The organism is Pseudidiomarina marina, assembly GCF_003987045.1.
GTDB classification, from domain to species: Bacteria; Pseudomonadota; Gammaproteobacteria; order Enterobacterales; family Alteromonadaceae; genus Pseudidiomarina; species Pseudidiomarina marina.
Genome location: NZ_PIPZ01000003.1, coordinates 310,281 through 327,904, shown reverse-complemented (window position 1 = coordinate 327,904; position 17,624 = coordinate 310,281). Strand labels below are relative to the sequence as shown.

Here is a 17,624-nt window from a genome sequence, read left to right as displayed (position 1 = left end):
GCTTTTGGCGACTTCGTTGTCTGCCTCAAGCGTGGGGCGCATTTTAGAGATTTAACTGGCCGCGTCAAGCGCCTTTTTGACATTTTTATGTGTTTTTTTGCCAACTGCTGATTTTGTGAGCGAAGCGTATAAAAAAAGCTCGCCGAAGCGAGCTTTTTGATTCAATAGCAGCCTTACTTACTTTTTCGGACCGCCTTTACCTGGCTTACCACCACCGGTGTCACCGCCATCATCGCCGCCGGTATCACCACCAGTTGAACCACCACAACCATTTGCTGTTAGGTAATCAACTGCAGCTTTCGCTTGAACAAGACCGTGTCCATATAACGTATCACGACCTGCCGCACCTAAATCTTTGGCAGTCGCAGCTAATGCATTACGAATGTCGTCATTGCTACACGTAGTATGGTGTGACCACACTAATGCTGCAACACCAGCAACATGAGGGGTTGCCATAGACGTACCATCGAAGAATGCCCAATCGCTATCAGTAACACCAACCGTTGTGTTAGCACCAACTTGATTGAGTAACGTTGCGCCATCAGTATCACTGATACCCACAGCTGGGATAGATGCACTGTAATCGCCAAGTGTACCTAATACCATTCCAGGTTCGTTGTTATAAACGATAGCACCAACGCCGCCACCAGCTTCACAAGCTTGTACTTTTTCAGCGAATGAAATCACACCGCGTTCGATTAAACAAACTTTACCCGCTGCATCATTACAAGTTGAGTCACCAATGCCACAGTTGGCTAATTCACCAGAATTTTCCACTCGCGCAGTGCCTTCCATGCTCGTTGCTTCATACGCAACACCAGCAACTGAAAGTGAGACTTTCTCACCGGTACCACGAGGTACAGAAGAAAGAACGCTTACACCTGGGCCAGCAAGTTCAACTTGGTCTGTTTGTTGTGAAAACGATGCATGCTGTTCATTCGCATCAACCGCCGCAACAGAGACAACCGAGTCATAAGAAGCAGGATACGAATGACGCGTATTACCGTCGTTACCCGCAGCTGCGATACTTAGAATACCGGCTGCATTCAACTGAGCAAAAGCTCGCTCTTCAGTGCGGTTTGCACGTGAACCACCCAAGCTCATGTTGATAACGTTCGCGCCGTAATCCGCACATTGTTCTGCAGCAGCCATTAATGTTGATGAGTATGCCCAGCCAGATGCCGAGAATACTTTAACAATATGTAAGTTCACATTGCCGTTTGGCAAGACGCCAACAACACCTTCACCATTTGATAATGCAGCAATAGTACCTGCAACATGAGTACCGTGACCGTTTTCATCGGTATACCAAGTGCCTGTACCGGCGTCATTAACACCTGTTACACCAGATGTTTGTAGATCTGGGTGACCCATGTCATAACCTGAGTCGATGATACAGACAGTACGTGTACCTGCAGCGGCGTCTGATACTAAATCAGCTTGAACCATTTCGATGCCGTATGGCTTACCTGGTTCCCACTGGGTACTTTGCACAAAACGTTTCTCGTCTGGAGTAACACTAACAACGTTAGGGTTGTTCATTAAGCTGTGAACTGCAGAGTGAGGTACTTGAATTGCCATTGCATTGAAACGGTCGTAACGATGCAGAATTTTTTTATCTTTGTTGTCACCTGGATCATCGCCATCCTTCGGCGGATCAAGCAAACCGTCGTCATCTAAATGTAAAAATGCTTCAATGGCATTTTTTGAACCTGGTTTAAACTCAACGATAACGCGTTCTTTATCATTATTTGCATGAGCTGGCCCATGGGCGTGTACAGCTGTGCTGATAGCAAGCGACAACGCCGCTAAAACTAGCGCACTATTTTTAGTAGTGTTCGACATGGATTTGACCCTTTTTTATTATACTTTCTAATGTGTTGTTCGTTTGCGACGAATTATTTTTTACATGCCGCAGTGGGTCATAATGTAGCATTTTGTTCGTATGCGCAATGTCATACTGTGAAGAATTTGTAAAGTTACTTGATCTCAACTTAAGTGGACATTTTGAGATCTGCCGTTACAATTCGCGCTCGTTCGCATTTAGAAAGAGACGTATTTAGGAAATTTTATGACGCATCAAGCAATCAACTCTGATGATTACCAAATTCAGCTTTCGAACAAAGTCGAACTTCTGAAGTCGATGCTTGCGCCTTTTGCAGTGTCAGAGATTGATGTTTATGAGTCACCAAAAACTCATTACCGGATGCGTGCAGAATTTCGGGTTTGGCATGATGGAGATGATTTGTTCTACATTATGTTTAACCCAGATACTCGAGAAAAAATTCGTGTTGATTCATTTCCCGTTGCTAACGAACTTATCAATGATTTAATGCCGGCTATTCTGGATTATGTTCGCGGACGCCCAAACCTGCGGAAAAAACTTTTTCAGGTAGAGTTTCTGACGACGACAACGAACGAAGCCCTTGTTTCACTGATTTATCATCGGCAACTCGACGAGACTTGGCAGCGTGAAGCTCTCGAACTAAAACACGACCTAAGTAAATTCGGAAAAATCGAGATTGTCGGCCGAGCCAAGAAGCAGAAACTGTGCCTAGAGAAAGACTGGGTTGTCGAAACATTAATTATTGATGAGAAGCCATATCGTTTCCAACAGGTTGAAAACAGCTTTACTCAGCCGAATGCCGCCGTGAACCAGCACATGGTGAGTTGGGCGCTCAATGCAACGAAAGGTAGCCACGGCGACTTATTAGAGTTGTATTGTGGTAACGGAAATTTCAGCCTCCCATTGGCACAAAACTTTAATCGGGTTCTCGCAACAGAAATAAGTAAGACGTCGGTTGCCTCTGCACGCTATAACTGTGAGCTTAACGATATCCACAACGTCACTGTCGTGCGTATGTCCGCCGAGGAGTTTAGTGCGGTGATGGCAGGTGATAGAGAGTCTCGACGCGCGAACGAAGCAGAAATAGAAAGTTTCGACTGTCGTACCGTACTCGTTGATCCGCCGCGAGCTGGCTTAGATGCAGATACCGTTGAACTGGTGCGAAACTACGATTCAATTGTTTATATCTCGTGTAACCCAGAAACGTTGGTCGAAAATCTAGAGTCGCTGCAAAGCACGCATAACGTTTCCCGTGCAGCTTTATTTGATCAATTCCCTTATACCCACCATATGGAAGCTGGTGTGATATTAAAAAGGAAGACTTAAGAAGACGAGAGTATTAGGCGGCGGTAAGGAAGTTGGTCGAGCGAACCAATCGCAGATTCACCCAGTGCGCCGCGATGATCATGCTCGCGCCAAGCAAGATAATAATCGGTTCACCCATTTCACCGAGACTATCTTTATGCCAGTAGATGAAGCCACCAGCTATTAACAGCACCAAAGGATATAGCCGTGCATGCTGGCGAATACCATTAATCAGCGCAACTAAACCAAGCGCAATACTGGTGCCTAAAATAACCCGCTCAAGCAGTTCTTCACCAATAAATGACAATCCGATGAGTGACAGCATTGGCAAAATGACAGGCAGCAATAAGCAATGCAACGCACATAAAGTGGTCACCCACATACCTGTTTTATCTAACGAACGCTGTGTCATTTCTTCGCCTGCTTCAGTAACAACCTACACCCCAGTTGAGAGTGTTATAGTATAACATTACCTGTTTTAAGCGCAAGTGATCGAGAATGGTAAAACTTGACGAATATCAGAAACACCAGTTACTAGCATCAGCAAACGATCGAATCCAAGAGCGACACCCGAACAATTCGGCATACCTGCATCGAGCGCTTCCAACAGTCGAAAATCGGTCGGTTTCATGTTTTTTCCGAATTGTTTTCTGAGTTGATTATCGTGATTAAACCTAAGCTGTTGGTGTGCAGCGTGAGTTAACTCCTGATAGCCATTCGCCAACTCGATACCACCAACATACACTTCGAAGCGCAATGCCACACGTTCGTCGTCATCAAGTTCCGCTAACGCCGCTTGGCTCGCTGGAAAACGCTCTACCACCGTAATATCCGACTTCTTCAACTGCGGTTCTATCACCAACGACATAGCAAGTTGTAGTAACGTATCTTTATCTGTTTCACGTTTTACTAGATCCGCAATTCGCTCATCGTTTACAAGGCAGTTTTGAAGTTCAGCAATGGAAGCAGTAAGCGGATCTAAGTTCAAATATTTTTGAAATAGCCGCTGGTAGGTCGTTTGATGAACCTCTCGGGCACCGAGTACGTCGCGGAGTAAGGTAACAACTTCATTGATTAAATCTTGCATCGTGAAGTTAATTCGATACCACTCCAGCATGGTGAACTCTGGATTATGGAAGCGGCCCACTTCATCGTCACGAAACACTTTACCCAGTTGATAAATTGATTGCCCATATGCGGCAAGCAATCGTTTCATTGCATACTCAGGTGATGTTTGTAACTGGAAACGCTGGTTGGGGAAAAAACTGAGCGTGGTCTCGAGATTCTCAAGATGTAAGTCGGTGACGCCGAATCGACCCAGTATTGGTGTATCGACTTCAAGTACATTTCGTTGCTGAAAAAAATTACGAATGGTTTGAAACAATGCAGCTCGCTGTCGCAAAACATCAAGCGAGGCGCTCGGTTGCCAATTATCAGTGAGCTGCATCGTTTAGTAACAACTTATTTTTGAACGCGTGATACGTACTCGCCCGAGCGCGTGTCAACTTTTACCACTTCACCAGTTTGTACGAACAGTGGTACACGAACGACAGCACCAGTGCTCAACGTTGCTGGTTTACCACCAGTACCCGCGGTGTCACCTTTCAAACCTGGATCGGTTTCAACAATTTCAAGCTCAACAAAGTTCGGTGGCGTTACAGCAATTGGATTACCGTTCCACAATGTCAGTGTACAAGTATCTTGTTCCACCAACCACTTGGTTGAATCGCCAACCGCTTTCGCATCGGCAGCTAATTGTTCAAAGGTTTCGTTGTTCATGAAGTGCCAGAATTCACCGTCGTTATATAAATAGGCTAATTCCATATCAACAACGTCTGCGCCTTCTACCGACTCACCTGATTTGAAGGTTTTTTCAACGACTTTTCCACTAATCAGTTTGCGGATTCGTACGCGGTTAAACGCTTGCCCTTTTCCTGGTTTAACAACTTCATTGTCGATGATGTTACATGGCTCACCATCTTGCATGATTTTTAAACCAGCTTTGAATTCATTTGTGCTGTAATTCGCCATAGCTTCCTCATATGCTTTCAAATTAAGCGATTTCGCGGCCAATAATAAACCATAACGTAGCAATTTTCAGGTAAAATAATTCACGTCACGCAACAATTTTACAGGAAGCCTGTGTCGAATTTGAATGTCATCTCTGTCCGACCGCAATGGCAGCAGGAGTTAGCACAATCTATATCAGACCCAAGTGAATTGGGTGCTTTATTACGCCTACCTGACAACTGGATTACGCAAAACGCCAAGGCGCGCGAATTATTTCCGCTTCGTATTACACGCTATTTCGTCGGCTTGATGCGCCAAGGCGATATTCATGACCCACTGCTACTTCAGGTGATGCCAAATCAAGCTGAGTTTGAACAAAAAGAAGGCTTTATCGCCGACCCGCTGGAAGAACAAAATAGTAATCACGCCGGCATACTGCACAAATACAAATCGCGTGTACTTGTTATTTTGCGGGGTGGTTGTGCGATAAACTGCCGTTACTGCTTTCGACGTCACTTCCCTTATGAAGGCAACCACTTCGGTCGCACTCAGTTACAGCAGTTGGTTGAACTCATCCAATCAGATGGGGCTATCAATGAAGTGATTTTGAGTGGCGGCGATCCGCTCATGGCAAATGACAACCAATTGTCTAAAGTGATTTCGGTGCTAGAAGAGTTGCCGCAACTAAAGCGGTTGCGTATTCATAGTCGCTTGCCCATAGTGTTGCCATCACGCTTGACGGAAAATCTAGCGAAGCGACTACAGCAAAGTCGCTTACAAGCAATTTTGGTTTTACATGCCAATCATCCGCGAGAAATATCGAGTACGTTAAAAGACGCTTTAGAATATTGGGCTCGCCACGGCATCACGCTATTGAATCAAAGTGTTTTGTTGAGAGGCGTTAACGACTCGGCAGATACGCTAGTCGATTTAAGTGAAGCTCTTTTTGATGCGAAGGTTATTCCTTACTATTTACATCAATTAGACAAAGTTGCTGGAGCGAGTCATTTCGCAGTGAGTGATGAGCGAGCTCGCGAACTTGAACGGCAGCTGCGAGCTCGTTTACCTGGTTTTCTGGTTCCTAAGTTAGTGCGTGAAATTGCTGGCGAAGCGAGTAAAACACCGCTTTAATTACCGCCAATGCATTTTCGCTAATCAGTAGCATTCGGAAACGTGTCACGAAACCAGTCTTGTAATAATTCTTTTTCAAAATAGAGATTATCACGACTAGAACCCATCACATTCCGAATGTTTCGTGATGGCGCGAGTGCTTTTAGCTCCACATGATCAGCTTCACTGATGACCTCTCCTTGTGCATCAGTGTACCGATATGAAATCACAAGATGCGGATAAGAAACGTCATCTAGAATGCGCTGAAACGCACTACTTGTTGCGCCAAACGTTGGCTCAACTCGTCCTGCAAGATCAACATCATTGAAGGTAACTTCGAGTTTATTTTGCTCAGGTAGCTTTTGCCCTAATGTTTCAACATACTCGGTAAAGTTTGCCTTGGTTCGTTCTTCAAATCGGCTCTTCAACTCGTTCACGGCTTCAAAATCAGTAAACGACTTCACATCATCCCATTTCACCGAAACTTCAGCCGCATTGGCTACGCCAGCTACTAAAGCAGTAGCAATTGCAAAACCTAATACAGACGTTTTCATACTTGCCTCCATTGAGCACAATGATTCGTGTGCTTTCAATTCGTTGCATACAATTCTGTGCTTCCAACAGTATAGACGCTGGAATACGGATTTTTGTGACAAGCTACAAACAAAAAAGGAAGCACCAAGGTGCTTCCTTTTATTTCGTTCGACGCGTCGGTCGGCTTACATCATGCCGCCCATTCCGCCCATGCTACCCATGTCTGGTGCAGCTGGCTCGTCTTTCGGTAGCTCAGCAACCATCGCTTCAGTGGTAATCATTAACGCAGCTACTGATGCAGCAAATTGCAGTGCAGAACGGGTAACTTTGGTTGGATCCAAAATACCCATCTCTAGCATGTCGCCGTAAACATCTTGGCCAGCATTGTAACCGTAGTTACCCTCACCGTTTTTGACGTTGTTCGCAACTACTGATGCTTCAGCGCCAGCGTTGGTTGAGATTTGGCGAAGTGGTGCTTCCATTGCACGCAATGCCAGTTTGATACCAACGTTTTGGTCTTCGTTGTCACCACGTAGGTCAGCAAGTTTGCTTGCTGCACGTACCAGCGCCACACCGCCACCAGGTACCACACCTTCTTCAACCGCAGCGCGAGTTGCATGCAACGCATCTTCAACACGAGCTTTCTTCTCTTTCATTTCCATTTCAGTGGCCGCGCCAACTTTGATCACTGCAACGCCGCCGGCCAATTTCGCCAAACGCTCTTGCAGTTTTTCACGGTCATAATCAGAAGAAGTTTCTTCAATTTGCTGACGAATTTGCGTCACGCGACCTTCAATTGAGGCTTGATCACCGCTGCCGTCGACAATGGTGGTGTTATCTTTGTTGATAACAACACGCTTCGCGGTACCAAGGTCGTCAAGCTGAGCTTTCTCAAGCTCCATGCCGATTTCTTCAGAAATCACATTACCGCCAGTTAGTACGGCAATATCTTGCAACATGGCTTTACGGCGGTCACCGAAACCAGGTGCTTTAACCGCAGCAACTTTAACAATGCCACGCATGTTGTTCACTACCAAGGTTGCCAATGCTTCGCCTTCAACGTCTTCAGCGATGATTAACAGTGGTTTGCCTGATTTCGCAACGCCTTCCAATACAGGAAGTAATTCGCGAATGTTTGAGATTTTCTTGTCAACCAACAAGATGAACGGGCTTTCTAATTCAACCGTACCGTTCTCTTGGTTGTTGATGAAGTATGGTGACAAGTAGCCACGGTCAAACTGCATACCTTCAACAACGTCAAGTTCGTCTTGCAAAGCTTGACCTTCTTCAACGGTGATAACACCTTCTTGGCCTACTTTGTCCATTGCTTGAGCGATGATTTCGCCGATGGTGCTATCAGAGTTGGCAGAGATAGTACCGACCTGTGCGATTGCTTTTGAGTTGTTGCACGGCTGCGACAATGCTTTTAATTCTTCTACCGCTGCGATAACAGCTTTATCGATACCGCGCTTCAAATCCATTGGGTTCATACCCGCAGCAACGGCTTTCAAACCTTCGTTGACAATGGCTTGCGCTAATACGGTTGCAGTCGTCGTTCCGTCACCCGCCTCATCGTTAGCTTTTGACGCAACTTCTTTGACCATTTGCGCGCCCATATTTTCGAACTTATCTTCAAGCTCGATTTCTTTCGCTACCGATACACCATCTTTGGTGATCAAAGGTGCGCCAAATGATTTTTCTAAAACAACGTTGCGGCCTTTAGGGCCCAAGGTTACTTTTACTGCGTCGGCTAGAATGTTGACGCCTTTTAACATGCGCTGACGCGCTGTGTTACCAAACTTAACTTCTTTAGCTGCCATGTTCGTTTCCCTCTTAAGCTTCGATAATCGCTAAAATGTCTGATTCAGACATGATCAGGTATTCTTCACCGTCAATCTTTTGCGTTTTTACGCCATAGCTTTCGTTGAATAATACGCTGTCACCTACTTTGACATCCAAAGCTTTCACGTCACCGTTATCCAAGATGCGACCATTGCCTACTGCAACAACCTCACCGCGCGTCGATTTCTCTGCTGCTGAACCAGTCAGCACGATACCGCCTGCAGATTTGGTTTCTGCTTCAGAGCGTTTAATGATCACACGATCATGTAAAGGACGAAGTTTCATCGTTGATAACTCCTAAACCTAATGTTTGTGGTTGATAACTATGCTTCAGCGATGAACTGAAGCTGTTAAAAAATGTGTTGTGCCCCTGTTATGGGGGGTAAAAAATTGATATCAAGGTTTTCTGATAAATTTTTTTTGTTTTCGTATACTGACCAAAATTCAACGTACAGGTGTATGTATGACGACAGAACATCGTTTAGTGATTTGTAGTTGTCCAGATAAACATGTTGCCAAAGCACTAGCTGATAAGATACTGCGAGCGCGCTATGCGGCATGTGTGAATATCTCTGCACCATCAACATCAATGTATTGGTGGGATGACCACATTCATGCCGATGAAGAAGTTTTGCTGCAAATCAAAACAACGCTCGGTTCACTTGATGCACTATTTGAACTCATTCAAACTGCGCATCCTTACGATGTTCCTGAAATTGTCGCGTTAGCTATTACCGAAGGCTCTGAAAGCTATTTAAACTGGATTACACAGGTCACCCAATCATGAAGTCTATGTGGTATCGAAGCATTGTTATGATGTTTGCGTTGTGGATGTCGCTGACATCGGCGGTTCTTGCACAAGCACAATTTGAATTAGGGCAGGATGATCCGTTTGCACAACAAAATCAATTTCTGCCGGTTGATGAAGCGTTTCAGTTCGATTTTCGGCAACAGGGCGACAAACTCACACTTAGCTGGGAGATTGCTGACAGTTACTACATGTATCAGCATCGTTTTGTTGTCAAAACGCCAGTCCAGTTAAAAGCAGAGCCACAGTTACCAGAAGGTGAACCTCACGTTGATGAGTTTTTCGGTGAAACAATTGTTTATCGTGACTTTGTAGAGCTCACCTATGAATTAAGCCAAGCAAGCCCCGATCAAGCGTTTACCATTTCGTATCAAGGGTGCGCCGATGCGGGTTTGTGTTATCCACCGACCGAAAAAACCGTTTATCTCAGTGCTGTAAAAGGCGACGGTTCAGCTTCAATTGACTTTCAGCAAGTTGCCGAGAACTCCCAGCAAACCACATCATCGACGTTTTTTGATGCCATTATTGAAAAGCCGCTATGGTTGGTTTTATTGCTGTTCGTTGTGCTTGGTATTGGCTTAGCATTCACCCCTTGCGTGTTGCCAATGTATCCTATTATTTCCGCAATTATTATGGGACAGACTGGTGCCGGCACTAGCCAACCGAAGCAATTAAGCACCCGCCGCGCGTTCACCTTAAGCCTTGCTTACGTGCAAGGCATGGCAATCACGTATTCAATATTAGGTGTGGTGGTGGCGCTTGCTGGCTTGCGCTATCAAGCCATGTTGCAACACCCTGCCATTCTCATCACATTAGCCGTTGTGTTTGTGCTCTTGGCCTTAAGTATGTTGGGGGCGTATACACTGCAACTACCCCAAAGTTGGCAAAACTACTTGAACCAATTGAGCCAATCACAACGTGGCGGCGCGCATCGTAGCGTGTTTACCATGGGAGCAATTTCAGGATTAATTGCATCGCCTTGCACCACCGCGCCGTTGTCAGGTGTTTTGTTATTTATTGCGCAATCGGGCGATTTAACCATTGGCGCCGCTGTGCTTTATGCATTAAGTGTTGGTATGGGCTTGCCACTACTAGCCTTTGGGGTAACTGGCGGCAAACTGTTACCGAAAGCCGGCGCATGGATGAATACCATCAAGCGCGTATTTGGTGTGGTGTTGTTGGGCGTCGCTATTGTACTTGTCGAGCGACTCATTCCATACGTTATCGCTGATTGGTTGTGGGTCGTGTTTATTGTACTTAGCGCTATTTATCTGATTCAAGCAGACATGCGCGAACTTTCGAAAAAAGCTGCCGCTCGTTTCGCAGCAGCGTGGCTTATTATTAGTGCTGTGCTGTTATATAGTTGGTGGCCGCAATCACATCATTCGTTGCCATTTATTCAAGTAAAGTCAGTAGCTGAAATTCAGCGACAACTAGAAGATGCTGCCATCGATAATAAGGTTGTCATGCTCGATCTCTATGCAGATTGGTGTGTGGCGTGTAAAGAGTTTGAACGTGATACGTTTTCGGCTGACGAGGTTGCGGCGGTAACCGCTGATGTGGTTCTGCTTCAAGCTGACGTTACTGCGAACACTAGCACAAACAATGCGATTCTCGCTGAATATCAAGTTCTTGGCTTGCCTACGATTTTATTCTTCAGGAACCAACAAGAGATAAGTCGCACGCGGGTTACTGGATTTATGCCAGCAGAAAACTTCGCTGAACACATAAAAGAGTTAAAAACACGTTAAAACTTGCAGCGAACAGCGGTGATAAGACCAGTATTTTGCTGCTTATTCTCATTTTTTCACTATAATGCTGAATTAGGTGTTGAATTAGAGGCTGCAAATGGCCTCTAATATCAATCTTGATACGTTCGCAGCAGATCGCAGCATTATGACAGCAAATAACGATAAAAAATTCAGAGTGCTCTTACTCAATGGTCCTAACCTTAACTTGTTAGGTACCCGTGAGCCGGAAATCTATGGTAGCGATACGCTCGACAAAATTGAGCATCGCTTACGCGAACATGCCGAATCGATGGGTATCACTTTGGATTGTCGGCAATCAAATGCCGAACATCAATTGATTGACTGGGTTCACGAAGCGCGAACGTCACATGTCGATTACATTATTATTAATCCCGGCGCCTATACACATACCAGCATTGCGTTGCGGGATGCACTCGCCGGGGTCGCAATTCCATTTACCGAAATACATCTTTCCAATATTCACGCTCGCGAAGAATTTCGTCAGCATTCCTTTTTAGCAGATATTGCTGTTGGTGTAATTTGTGGGTTTGGTGCTCAAGGTTACGACTTTGCGCTACAAGCGGCGAAACACTTTTTAAGCAAGCAATAACGAACATAAAACATTGGGGTCATAATAGATCATGGATATTCGTAAAATTAAAAAGCTGATCGAACTGGTCGAAGAATCAGGTATTGCCGAACTTGAAATTACCGAAGGTGAAGAGTCGGTACGTATTCACCGTGGTGGTAGTCACAGCGCGCCGATGCACTATCAACTTCCGCCACAACAAATGATGGCAGCCCCGGCTCCGGCTCCAGCGGCGCCTGCGGCAACCGAAGCTCCAGCAGCACCTGAGCTATCTGGCCATGTGGTGAAATCACCAATGGTTGGTACCTTCTATGCCGCTCCAGCACCTGGTGCCGCTGACTTTGTTAGCGTTGGTCAACAAGTAAAAGCCGGCGATACCCTGTGTATTGTTGAAGCGATGAAGATGATGAACCAAATTGAAGCCGATAAAGGCGGTGTGGTGAAACAAATTCTTGTTGAGAACGGTGAGCCGGTCGAATTTGACCAACCTCTGTTTGTCATCGAATAAGTATATCGACACAGGACATAGTCATGTTAGATAAGGTAGTGATAGCAAACCGAGGTGAAATTGCGCTGCGTATATTGCGCGCCTGTAAAGAACTCGGTATCAAGACGGTTGCAGTGCATTCCACTGTCGACCGCAATTTAAAGCACGTGTTGTTGGCGGACGAGTCAATCTGTATTGGTAATGGGCCATCAACCGATAGCTATTTAAACATTCCACGTATTATTAGTGCAGCGGAAATTACTGACGCTGCAGCCATTCACCCTGGTTATGGCTTTTTAGCTGAAAACGCTGACTTCGCTGAGCAGGTTGAGAATTCTGGCTTTATTTTTGTTGGCCCTACGGCTGATGTGATTCGCTTAATGGGCGATAAAGTATCAGCTATTGAAGCAATGAAAAAAGCGGGTGTTCCGTGTGTTCCAGGTTCTGGCGGACCACTGGGCGATGATGATGCCACCAATATCAAAATTGCCAAGCGCATTGGTTATCCAGTAATCGTAAAGGCAGCTGGTGGTGGCGGTGGCCGTGGTATGCGCGTCGTTCGAAAAGAAGACGAATTGCTACGTGCCATTAGTACAACCAAAGCTGAAGCCGGCGCTGCGTTTGGTAATTCGATGGTGTACATGGAGAAGTTTCTCGAGAATCCGCGCCACATCGAAATTCAAGTGCTAGCTGATGGTCAAGGTAATGCCGTTTACTTAGGAGAGCGCGACTGCTCGATGCAACGGCGCCACCAGAAAGTTGTGGAAGAAGCGCCAGCACCGGGTGTCACTCCTGAAATGCGTAAATTTATTGGCGAGCGCTGTGTGAAGGCCTGTATTGAAATTGGCTACCGTGGTGCAGGCACGTTTGAGTTCTTGTATGAAAATGGTGAGTTCTACTTCATCGAGATGAACACACGTATTCAAGTAGAACATCCTGTGACCGAGATGATCACCGGAATCGACCTCATTAAAGAGCAATTGCGTGTTGCCGCTGGTCGTCAATTGTCTATCTCGCAAGAAGATATCGTCATTCGCGGACATGCCATTGAATGTCGTATTAATGCTGAAGACCCAAACACCTTTGTACCATCACCGGGTTTGATTACACGTTTCCATTCGCCAGGTGGCTTGGGTGTGCGTTGGGATTCGCACGTTTACGCGGACTACAAAGTACCGCCAAACTACGATTCGATGATTGGTAAGCTGATTACTTACGGTGAAAATCGTGATGTCGCGATTGCCCGTATGCGTAATGCCTTGAGTGAATTAATTATTGAAGGCATTAAAACCAACGTACCGTTGCAAAAAGACATTATGGCTGACGAGAACTTCCAGCACGGTGGCACCAACATCCACTATCTCGAGAAGAAACTTGGTATGGGTGGTCACTAACCCCCATGCCTTGGATTCAACTAACCGTTTCAGCGCCTGAAAAGCATGCCCCAAATATTGGGGACATGCTTGAAGGCAACGGCGCCATGGCCGTAACTTACCGTGATGCACAAGATAATCCCATTTTTGAACCACCGCTTGGCGAACTTGTTTATTGGCAAGAAACGCTAGTCACTGGTTTATTTCCCGCTGATACTAATTTGGCGCCAGTTATCAAGAATTTGAAGAAGTCGAGTTACTTCAAAGACGGATTCAATTACAAAACGGACCAACTAGAAGACAAAGACTGGGAACGCGAATGGATGGACAACTTCCACCCCATTCAGTTTGGTAAGCGCTTGTGGGTTTGTCCGAGTTGGCGGGATATTCCTGATCCCAACGCGGTCAATATTATGCTCGACCCCGGCATGGCTTTCGGTACTGGCACACATCCCACCACCGCATTGTGTCTCGGGTGGCTTGATGGCCAGGATCTAACTGCGAAAACCGTTGTCGACTTTGGTTGTGGTTCGGGCATTTTAGCCATTGGTGCATTATTGTTAGGTGCTAAACGCGCTGTGGGTATCGATATTGATAAACAAGCTCTCATTGCAAGTATGGAAAATGCCGAACGCAATGGCGTAGCCGAACAGCTTGAAGTGTATCTGCCAAGTAATCAACCAACCCTGAAAGCCGATGTTGTGGTTGCCAATATTCTCGCGGGACCATTACAAGAACTTGCAGATATCATCACTAATTATGTCGCTGAAGGTGGCGAATTGGTCATGTCGGGTATTCTTGAACGGCAAATTCCAGCCGTGCAGGCTGCCTATGAAGAGCAATTTGAATTTAGCCCGGCTCAGGTCAAAGATGACTGGGTAATGCTACACGCCAAGCGCAGACGGTAATATTCCTGCAATTTGTCAAGAGCAAAAAGTACAAAAAAGGCGGCTTTTGTACAAATTACAGCCTTTTCTTTAGCCGCCAAATTCCCTAAAATTTCCCACCCTTGAGTTGCACAGTTTTTAACCGATGCGGATCGGACCATATCAATTAGACAATCCAGTGATACTTGCGCCAATGGCGGGAGTAACCGACCTTCCCTTTCGACGTTTATGTCAAGAGTTGGGGGCTGGTTTGACGGTGTCTGAAATGTTATCGAGTAATCCGTTGGTGTGGGATACCAAAAAGTCGCGTGACCGTATGGAACACGCTGATGAACCTGGTATTCGAGCGGTGCAAATTGCAGGGGCTGAGCCCGAATTGATGGCTGCTGCGGCAATTCACAATGTGAATAACGGCGCGCAAATCATCGATATTAATATGGGCTGCCCTGCGAAAAAGGTAAATAAGAAGCTGGCAGGCTCGGCGTTACTGCAGTATCCAAAACTGGTCGAATCGATTTTGACTGCGGTAATAGCAGCAGTAGATGTGCCTGTCACACTGAAAATACGTACGGGGTGGGACCCAGATAATCGCAACGGCGTTGAAATTGCCAAGCTTGCTGAGCAACTTGGTATTCAGTCATTAGCGGTTCATGGCAGAACCCGAGCGTGTATGTATAAAGGCAATGCGGAATACGACACCATTCGAGCAATTAAGAATGCAGTGACAATTCCAGTGGTTGCTAACGGTGATATCACCACGCCTGAAAAGGCAAAACAGGTTCTTGAGTATACCGGTGCCGATGCCATTATGATTGGCCGCGGCGCACAGGGGAATCCGTGGTTGTTTCGTGAAATTGCTCATTATTTGGCAACGGGCGAGCAACTCCCGCCACCAAGTATTGATGAAGTTTGTGACGTTGTTTTACGACATGTTCGCAATCTCCACCAACACTACGGTGAGTACAGCGGTGTTCGGATTGCCCGAAAACATGTGGGTTGGTACTTACAACAGCAACAACCCGCGTCAGCTTTTCGTCGGGAGTTTGTCGGCATCGACGATGCTAACGAACAACTAAATGCCCTGGCGAAGTTTTTTGCAACAGTAAACTAGAAGAGATAGAGCGCACCTATGTTTGATCAAAACGCAAATCGTGATCCGATTTCTCCATTTACCACCATTGGTAACAATGCTCAGCCGAAACCGCTACGTGATTCGGTAAAGCAAGCGTTGAATTCATTTTTGAAGCAGCTTGACGGACACGATCCAGAAGAGCTATATGAATTAGTGCTCGCTGAAGTTGAAGCGCCATTGTTGGAAGAGGTCATGACCTATACGCGTGGTAATCAAACCCGCGCCGCAACGATGCTTGGCATCAACCGCGGCACCTTGCGTAAGAAGCTGAAAAAATACGGCATGAACTAAGTGCCCCCAGAAAAAGAGCGCCTTGTGTGCTCTTTTTTTCTTTGTAAGACATCAAAAAGGTAGAGCAACCATGCAACATCGTCCTATTCAACGCGCCCTTTTAAGTGTTTCCGACAAAACTGGAATCGTCGCTTTTGCACAAGCGCTCGTGCAACGCGGCGTCGCTATTCTATCAACGGGTGGTACGGCAAAATTACTTCGTGAACATAATGTGCCGGTAACGGATGTTTCGGAACATACTGGGCAACCCGAAATTATGGATGGTCGCGTTAAGACCTTACACCCAAAAATTCATGGCGGTATTTTAGCCCGTCGCGACGTTGATCAGCAGGTGATGGCTGAGCAAAATATTGCGCCAATTGATTTAGTCGCAGTGAATCTTTATCCATTTGCAGAAACAGTTGCCGATGAAAATTGCTCACATGAAGATGCAGTTGAGAATATCGATATTGGCGGCCCGACCATGGTTCGTGCAGCGGCTAAGAACCATCGCGATGTTACCATCGTCGTCAACGCGAAAGATTATGATCGCGTTATTGCTGAGATGGATGCGAATGACAATAGCCTGACTTTTGATACGCGCTTTGATTTAGCCATTAAAGCCTTCGAACATACTGCACAGTACGACGGTATGATTGCGAATTACTTTGGTGCCCGCCTACCACAGCAAGAAAGCAAGTTTCCGAGAACCTTCAATGCACAGTTCGAGAAGAAGCAAGATTTACGCTATGGCGAAAATAGCCATCAACAAGCGGCGTTCTACGTGGAATCTAAGCCGAAAGAAGCCTCTGTGGCAACCGCTGTGCAGTTGCAGGGTAAAGAGTTATCGTTCAATAACATTGCTGACACGGACGCTGCGCTTGAATGCGTTAAATCTTTTGAACAACCTGCATGTGTGATTGTGAAGCATGCGAACCCATGTGGTGTCGCTATTGGTGAAACGCCTTTGGCAGCATACGATCGCGCCTTCAGAACTGATCCAACATCAGCGTTTGGTGGCATCATCGCCTTTAACCGAGAGCTCGACGGCGATACCGCTAAAGCCATTGTGGACCGCCAGTTTGTCGAAGTCATCATTGCTCCGGTGGTGAGCCAAGCGGCGCGTGACGTTGTTGCAAACAAAGCGAATGTACGTTTATTAGAATGTGGGCAATGGCCTGCCGAGCGCACGCCAAGTCTTGATTACAAGCGCGTAAACGGTGGTTTGCTAGTTCAAGATAATGATCAAGGTGAAGTCTCCCTAAGCGACTTAAGAGTTGTCACAGAAAAGCAACCGACAGATGCGCAGTTACAGGATTTATTATTCTGTTGGAAAGTGGCTAAGTTCGTTAAATCGAACGCCATTGTTTACGCTCGCGATGGTATGACAATTGGTGTTGGTGCCGGTCAAATGAGCCGCGTCTACAGTGCCAAAATTGCTGGTATTAAAGCGGCTGATGAGAATTTGGAAGTACCAGGTTCGGTGATGGCATCCGATGCTTTCTTCCCGTTCCGTGACGGTATTGATGCGGCTGCAGCTGCAGGTATTACCGCAATCATCCAACCGGGCGGTTCAATTCGTGATGAGGAAATTATCGCAGCAGCAAATGAACACGGTATTGCCATGGTGTTTACTGGCATGCGTCACTTCCGTCACTAACGGATTCGTTTGCTGAAATG

General features: G+C 46.1%; 18 protein-coding genes. 11 read left to right on the top strand and 7 right to left on the bottom strand.

The window, feature by feature from the left end:
* Positions 1–177: 177 nt before the first annotated feature.
* Positions 178–1,845 carry a S8 family serine peptidase gene (locus CWI76_RS10080; RefSeq protein ID WP_126760210.1) on the bottom strand — a complete coding sequence of 556 codons (1,668 nt, stop codon included), beginning with the start codon at positions 1,843–1,845 and terminating at the stop codon, positions 178–180.
* A gap of 226 nt (positions 1,846–2,071) precedes the next feature.
* On the opposite strand from CWI76_RS10080, the gene trmA reads away from it, so the two are divergent.
* Positions 2,072–3,172, top strand: a complete 1,101-nt coding sequence (gene trmA / locus CWI76_RS10075) for a tRNA (uridine(54)-C5)-methyltransferase TrmA (protein WP_126760209.1) — start codon at positions 2,072–2,074, stop codon at positions 3,170–3,172.
* A gap of 13 nt (positions 3,173–3,185) precedes the next feature.
* Here trmA and CWI76_RS10070 read toward each other — a convergent pair whose 3' ends face one another.
* From CWI76_RS10070 to efp, 3 genes are all read right to left on the bottom strand, one after another.
* Entirely contained in the window at positions 3,186–3,563 is a 378-nt protein-coding gene (locus tag CWI76_RS10070; protein ID WP_126760208.1) for a MerC domain-containing protein, read from the bottom strand.
* Positions 3,564–3,629: 66 nt separating this feature from the next.
* Complete coding sequence (epmA, locus tag CWI76_RS10065; protein ID WP_126760207.1) at positions 3,630–4,598, bottom strand: elongation factor P--(R)-beta-lysine ligase; 969 nt, start codon at positions 4,596–4,598, stop codon at positions 3,630–3,632.
* A gap of 14 nt (positions 4,599–4,612) precedes the next feature.
* The gene (gene efp, locus CWI76_RS10060; RefSeq protein WP_126760206.1) at positions 4,613–5,182 is read right to left on the bottom strand and encodes an elongation factor P; all 570 of its coding nucleotides are present in this window, start codon (positions 5,180–5,182) and stop codon (positions 4,613–4,615) included.
* Between the two features lie 111 nt (positions 5,183–5,293).
* Here efp and epmB point away from each other — a divergent pair, with 111 nt between their 5' ends.
* Complete coding sequence (gene epmB / locus CWI76_RS10055; protein ID WP_126760205.1) at positions 5,294–6,292, top strand: EF-P beta-lysylation protein EpmB; 999 nt, start codon at positions 5,294–5,296, stop codon at positions 6,290–6,292.
* A 20-nt stretch (positions 6,293–6,312) separates the two neighbouring features.
* Here the strand turns inward: epmB and CWI76_RS10050 are convergent, their stop codons facing one another.
* The 3 genes from CWI76_RS10050 to CWI76_RS10040 all read right to left on the bottom strand — a co-directional run bounded on the left by CWI76_RS10050 (position 6,313) and on the right by CWI76_RS10040 (position 8,932).
* Positions 6,313–6,825 carry a DUF3016 domain-containing protein gene (locus CWI76_RS10050; RefSeq protein WP_157980829.1) on the bottom strand — a complete coding sequence of 171 codons (513 nt, stop codon included), beginning with the start codon at positions 6,823–6,825 and terminating at the stop codon, positions 6,313–6,315.
* 165 nt (positions 6,826–6,990) lie between these two features.
* Entirely contained in the window at positions 6,991–8,625 is a 1,635-nt protein-coding gene (groL, locus tag CWI76_RS10045) for a chaperonin GroEL (protein WP_126760203.1), read from the bottom strand.
* 13 nt (positions 8,626–8,638) lie between these two features.
* The gene (locus CWI76_RS10040; protein WP_092856976.1) at positions 8,639–8,932 is read right to left on the bottom strand and encodes a co-chaperone GroES; all 294 of its coding nucleotides are present in this window, start codon (positions 8,930–8,932) and stop codon (positions 8,639–8,641) included.
* Positions 8,933–9,110: 178 nt separating this feature from the next.
* On the opposite strand from CWI76_RS10040, the gene cutA reads away from it, so the two are divergent.
* The 9 genes from cutA to purH all read left to right on the top strand — a co-directional run bounded on the left by cutA (position 9,111) and on the right by purH (position 17,604).
* Positions 9,111–9,434 (top strand): divalent-cation tolerance protein CutA, encoded by a 324-nt coding sequence (gene cutA / locus CWI76_RS10035; protein ID WP_126760202.1) that lies wholly within the window; start codon positions 9,111–9,113, stop codon positions 9,432–9,434.
* The gene (locus tag CWI76_RS10030; RefSeq protein ID WP_241968013.1) at positions 9,431–11,206 is read left to right on the top strand and encodes a protein-disulfide reductase DsbD; all 1,776 of its coding nucleotides are present in this window, start codon (positions 9,431–9,433) and stop codon (positions 11,204–11,206) included. The genes cutA and CWI76_RS10030 overlap by 4 nt, the downstream gene beginning before the upstream one ends.
* A gap of 145 nt (positions 11,207–11,351) precedes the next feature.
* Positions 11,352–11,816, top strand: coding sequence for a type II 3-dehydroquinate dehydratase (gene aroQ, locus CWI76_RS10025; protein ID WP_126760230.1), 465 nt, complete (start codon positions 11,352–11,354; stop codon positions 11,814–11,816).
* 31 nt (positions 11,817–11,847) lie between these two features.
* Positions 11,848–12,303, top strand: a complete 456-nt coding sequence (accB, locus tag CWI76_RS10020) for an acetyl-CoA carboxylase biotin carboxyl carrier protein (RefSeq protein WP_126760201.1) — start codon at positions 11,848–11,850, stop codon at positions 12,301–12,303.
* Between the two features lie 23 nt (positions 12,304–12,326).
* The gene (gene accC / locus CWI76_RS10015; RefSeq protein ID WP_126760200.1) at positions 12,327–13,676 is read left to right on the top strand and encodes an acetyl-CoA carboxylase biotin carboxylase subunit; all 1,350 of its coding nucleotides are present in this window, start codon (positions 12,327–12,329) and stop codon (positions 13,674–13,676) included.
* Between the two features lie 5 nt (positions 13,677–13,681).
* A complete protein-coding gene (prmA, locus tag CWI76_RS10010; protein WP_126760199.1) occupies positions 13,682–14,563 on the top strand; it encodes a 50S ribosomal protein L11 methyltransferase in 882 nt (293 codons plus the stop codon).
* Between the two features lie 124 nt (positions 14,564–14,687).
* Positions 14,688–15,653 (top strand): tRNA dihydrouridine synthase DusB, encoded by a 966-nt coding sequence (gene dusB / locus CWI76_RS10005; protein ID WP_126760198.1) that lies wholly within the window; start codon positions 14,688–14,690, stop codon positions 15,651–15,653.
* Positions 15,654–15,671: 18 nt separating this feature from the next.
* Positions 15,672–15,965, top strand: a complete 294-nt coding sequence (fis, locus tag CWI76_RS10000; protein WP_092593808.1) for a DNA-binding transcriptional regulator Fis — start codon at positions 15,672–15,674, stop codon at positions 15,963–15,965.
* Positions 15,966–16,035: 70 nt separating this feature from the next.
* The gene (purH, locus tag CWI76_RS09995) at positions 16,036–17,604 is read left to right on the top strand and encodes a bifunctional phosphoribosylaminoimidazolecarboxamide formyltransferase/IMP cyclohydrolase (RefSeq protein ID WP_126760197.1); all 1,569 of its coding nucleotides are present in this window, start codon (positions 16,036–16,038) and stop codon (positions 17,602–17,604) included.
* The last annotated feature ends 20 nt before the right edge of the window (positions 17,605–17,624 follow it).